Genomic DNA, 3,360 nt, shown 5'->3' on the forward strand with positions numbered 1-3,360 from the left:
TCAGATTCCGCGTCACCGCGGACACCTTTGCGTTAAGCTAACCACTACTACTGCCTTCGTGGTTCGGGACTTTCACCCTAGAGACTGCACCCATGCCGGGCGCACAAGAAAAACCTGCTTACACTACGTAAGCAGGCTTTTCCGTTTTCACTATTCACTATTTTGAGTGGTATTAAAAAAGTTGGCTTGTTCTTTTTCATTTGCCTTTGACTTAGTATTGTTTTTACCCATTTTTCCATCTGATTCATAACTTAAATTTTCCAGTGTCTTTTTATCTTTTTCCATCAATACTTCCCCCTTTCAAGGGTAGTTTATCCCCCACAATCTTTATTTATTAGACTTAGCTTTTGCCACAAAAGACCAACCTTTTATAGAAGGAATGCTTTCTAACATATTTTGGCTTTCTATAGAAATAACAGTGGTATGGTCTCTATTCGCAGGATTCTCGGTTAATCCATTCTGTCTATTTTCAGTTATGTTACTTGACACTTTCCCTTGATACATAGTTTGTTTTTTATAACCATTTAAATTTGGAACAAATTTTTTACTGTCAATAGGGACATTTACTTCAAGTTTTGTTGGGTGTAAATAATCAACTATTTTTCCAGACTCATCATAAGTCTCATATTTAACTAATATTCCTGTATCTTTATCTACCCAAAACCGAAAAGTAGCAGCTTTATGTTTGACCTTCGCGTAACTGTTTAACGTCCCTTTAATAACAAGGGTGTTATGGCCCAATAGTTCTTCATTCTGCTTTTCAATGTTCCATTTATTTAGATCTCTAGTGTAGTTAGAAGCAATTTCATAGGGAAACAAGGAACTTTGAGCCTCGCCAATTAAGGGCCTTTCCCTCATATTTGTTACATTAATTCCGTCATTATCTACACGAAAAGCCTCCCCTATGGTTAATGTATTGGAGGAGAAATTTTCCAGTTGGTAGTCCATTTCCAAATAAGCACCTTTGCTTTCATCTAAGTCCCACAATTTTCCTCCAGTATAATAATGATAGAGTACCTGGCTCGGTCCATTGTCTAAGTTTGTTATTTTACTAAAGCCCCCTGCATTCTTATGTAAACTTAATTCATACTCAATAATCATAGTAAGCGGACTATTATCATAATGCATTTTAAATGAACCTTTGGCCGTCTCAAAATAGTCAACAGTATTCAGCATTTTGGTTAAGATTTCTTCCTTCGTCATATTCTTGATATTTTCTTTCTGTTTAGGCGGCACAATGATATCCTTATTTGCCTTATTGATCTCCTCTTCATGGTAGCTTGCCTGGTTATTCTGGGCTTTTTCAAAAAAGTGCATTTGTTTTCCGACAAAGTAGGCAATTCCTATAAAAAGGATGGTAGTAACGGTGACACTCAAAAGGACATTAAAACCGTTTAGGATGGAGGTTTCCCGTTTTTGAACTCTGCCCTGCTTAATCGACTCTAATACCTTTTGTTGATGGGCTTCGGTGAAATGTATATCCTGGAAAACTGTTTTATCCATTTTGCTTTTAATTTCATTCCGTTTATTTTCCATTATGTTTCACACTCCCTCTAAATCATCTTTTAGTTTTAGGCGACCCCTATGCAATCTAGTTTTTATGGTATTTGGATTCGTTTTTAATAAAGTAGCTATTTCTTCAATGGAAAACTCATGATAATAGTATAGAATAATGACTTCCCTTAACTTTACGGGTAGCTTCATCACCTGATATGAAATCCGATCATTTTCATACTCAGGCCTTTGTTCCCAGCCAGAATGCGTATTTTTGAAGGTAAAATAATCTACCATAAATAAATTTTTATAAGACCAACTTTTTAGAACATCTTTACATTTATTTATGGTGATTTTGATGAGCCACGTTTTATAAGATGATTCATTTCGAAAAGTATCCATTTTTTCATAGCATTTTATAAAAACATCTTGCGCTACATCCTCAGCAAGATGTTTTTGCTTTAAATAAGAATAAGCAATTCTAATGACATCATTCCCATAGGTCACCATTAACCACTTTAGTTTTTCCTCATGAGTGAAGGAATCAGGCGGTTCTAGGTTAGACCCATTTACATCTTCAAGCATATTTATCCTCACAGCCTTAGTTTTTTTGTAATATAGACGATTCCAAATCTGGAAAGGTTCTATTAAGCAAATATTTTGTTACGGAAAAATATTTATAGTAGAAAAAGATCGAAAGGAAAACGATGATTTAAAGAGGAAAGTAATCAGATATTAATGTAAATTCCATAGAGAATCGAGGTGTCTAAAGAGGGAAAGTTTTTCTAGTATGACAAAAAGGACATTCCTGAATATACAGAGATGCCCTTTTCACTAATTTTGTTAGAAATTAAAGTCTAGAATCATCTTACTCGCTTCGCCGGTAAATCTATAGTTATAGGTCCCTTTTAAGTTTTTTAAGTCCCCGGTAGCTTTGATGATGGTTCCTGGAGAATCTAGATTTCCTTTATCAAATATACCTTGTTCTATAGCCGTGAATGTCCCCTGTTTTCCCTTATAAGTTCCTTCGAAATGCAGATACCCGGAAATTTTAGAGGTGGCCAAGTGAACATCGTCTATAGAAGAGTCTATATAAAATAATAAATATTCAACAAAAGCTTTTCCTGTTAATTCACCCTCAATATCATATTCGACATGGGCAATATTAACAGGAAATTCCTTTCTAGTGTCATCTACTGGGTTTTCATCCCATTTACTTACTCTAAATGATACCTCCATTCGTAAATCTCCCTTCACTTTTATTTGTTAATCACCTTCAGTATAATATCCAAAAAGTGCCATTATCAATAAGATTTATAAGAAATTAACATTAAAGCACTTATTTATCGATTAAAACTCTATCTCCCTTGCTATTAGGCTGGGATATGACTAAAAACTCCACATCCCCATTTGATTCATTCATCATTTGATGGGGAACCAAAGGTGGGATTTCGATTCCTTCATTAGGATTTAAAATGATTCGCTCGCCATTCACTTCTATAGTGGCTCTACCAGATAAAACAAAGAAAAATTGCTGTGCTTGATTGTGATAGTGCCTTACTTCTGAAGTATTTGCCGGCATGCGTTCATGGATGACACTTACATGATTATTTTTAACTAAATGCCAGCCATCACATTGGTCTCCCCATATGTAATGTTCGGCGTTCTGTTTACTTATCTTCATTTCTGCTACTCCTTACATTAAATAGGTAAAATGCATATCTTCTTAATAGGCTCTACCCTGAAATAACTGTGGATAACTTTACTTTAGCAGTTATTTCATTTATTGATTTGCAAATTTTTTCATGGATGTCTGTTAAACAAGTCTGTTGATTTGCGTTCCAGGCACTTCGCTTTCCGTGGGCG

The 3,360-nt window shown here is 35.0% G+C and carries 5 protein-coding genes; all 5 read right to left on the reverse strand.

The genetic code is table 11. The features are described from left to right. Positions 1-150 precede the first annotated feature (150 nt). Positions 151-285: a hypothetical protein gene (locus V7083_RS15230; protein WP_335479280.1), complete on the reverse strand. Its 135-nt coding sequence runs from the start codon at positions 283-285 to the stop codon at positions 151-153. Between the two features lie 42 nt (positions 286-327). Continuing rightward, positions 328-1,536 carry a sigma-E factor regulatory protein RseB domain-containing protein gene (locus V7083_RS15235; protein WP_335479282.1) on the reverse strand — a complete coding sequence of 403 codons (1,209 nt, stop codon included), beginning with the start codon at positions 1,534-1,536 and terminating at the stop codon, positions 328-330. A 6-nt stretch (positions 1,537-1,542) separates the two neighbouring features. Next, the gene (locus V7083_RS15240) at positions 1,543-2,079 is read right to left on the reverse strand and encodes a sigma-70 family RNA polymerase sigma factor (RefSeq protein WP_335479284.1); all 537 of its coding nucleotides are present in this window, start codon (positions 2,077-2,079) and stop codon (positions 1,543-1,545) included. 258 nt (positions 2,080-2,337) lie between these two features. Further along, on the reverse strand, positions 2,338-2,733 hold the full coding sequence (locus tag V7083_RS15245) for a DUF3224 domain-containing protein (protein ID WP_335479286.1): 396 nt from the start codon (positions 2,731-2,733) through the stop codon (positions 2,338-2,340). Between the two features lie 100 nt (positions 2,734-2,833). Continuing rightward, positions 2,834-3,178 (reverse strand): cupin domain-containing protein, encoded by a 345-nt coding sequence (locus V7083_RS15250; RefSeq protein ID WP_335479289.1) that lies wholly within the window; start codon positions 3,176-3,178, stop codon positions 2,834-2,836. Positions 3,179-3,360: the final 182 nt, after the last annotated feature.

This window comes from Bacillus sp. JJ1764 (genome assembly GCF_036962145.1).
Classification (GTDB): domain Bacteria; phylum Bacillota; class Bacilli; order Bacillales; family Cytobacillaceae; genus Neobacillus.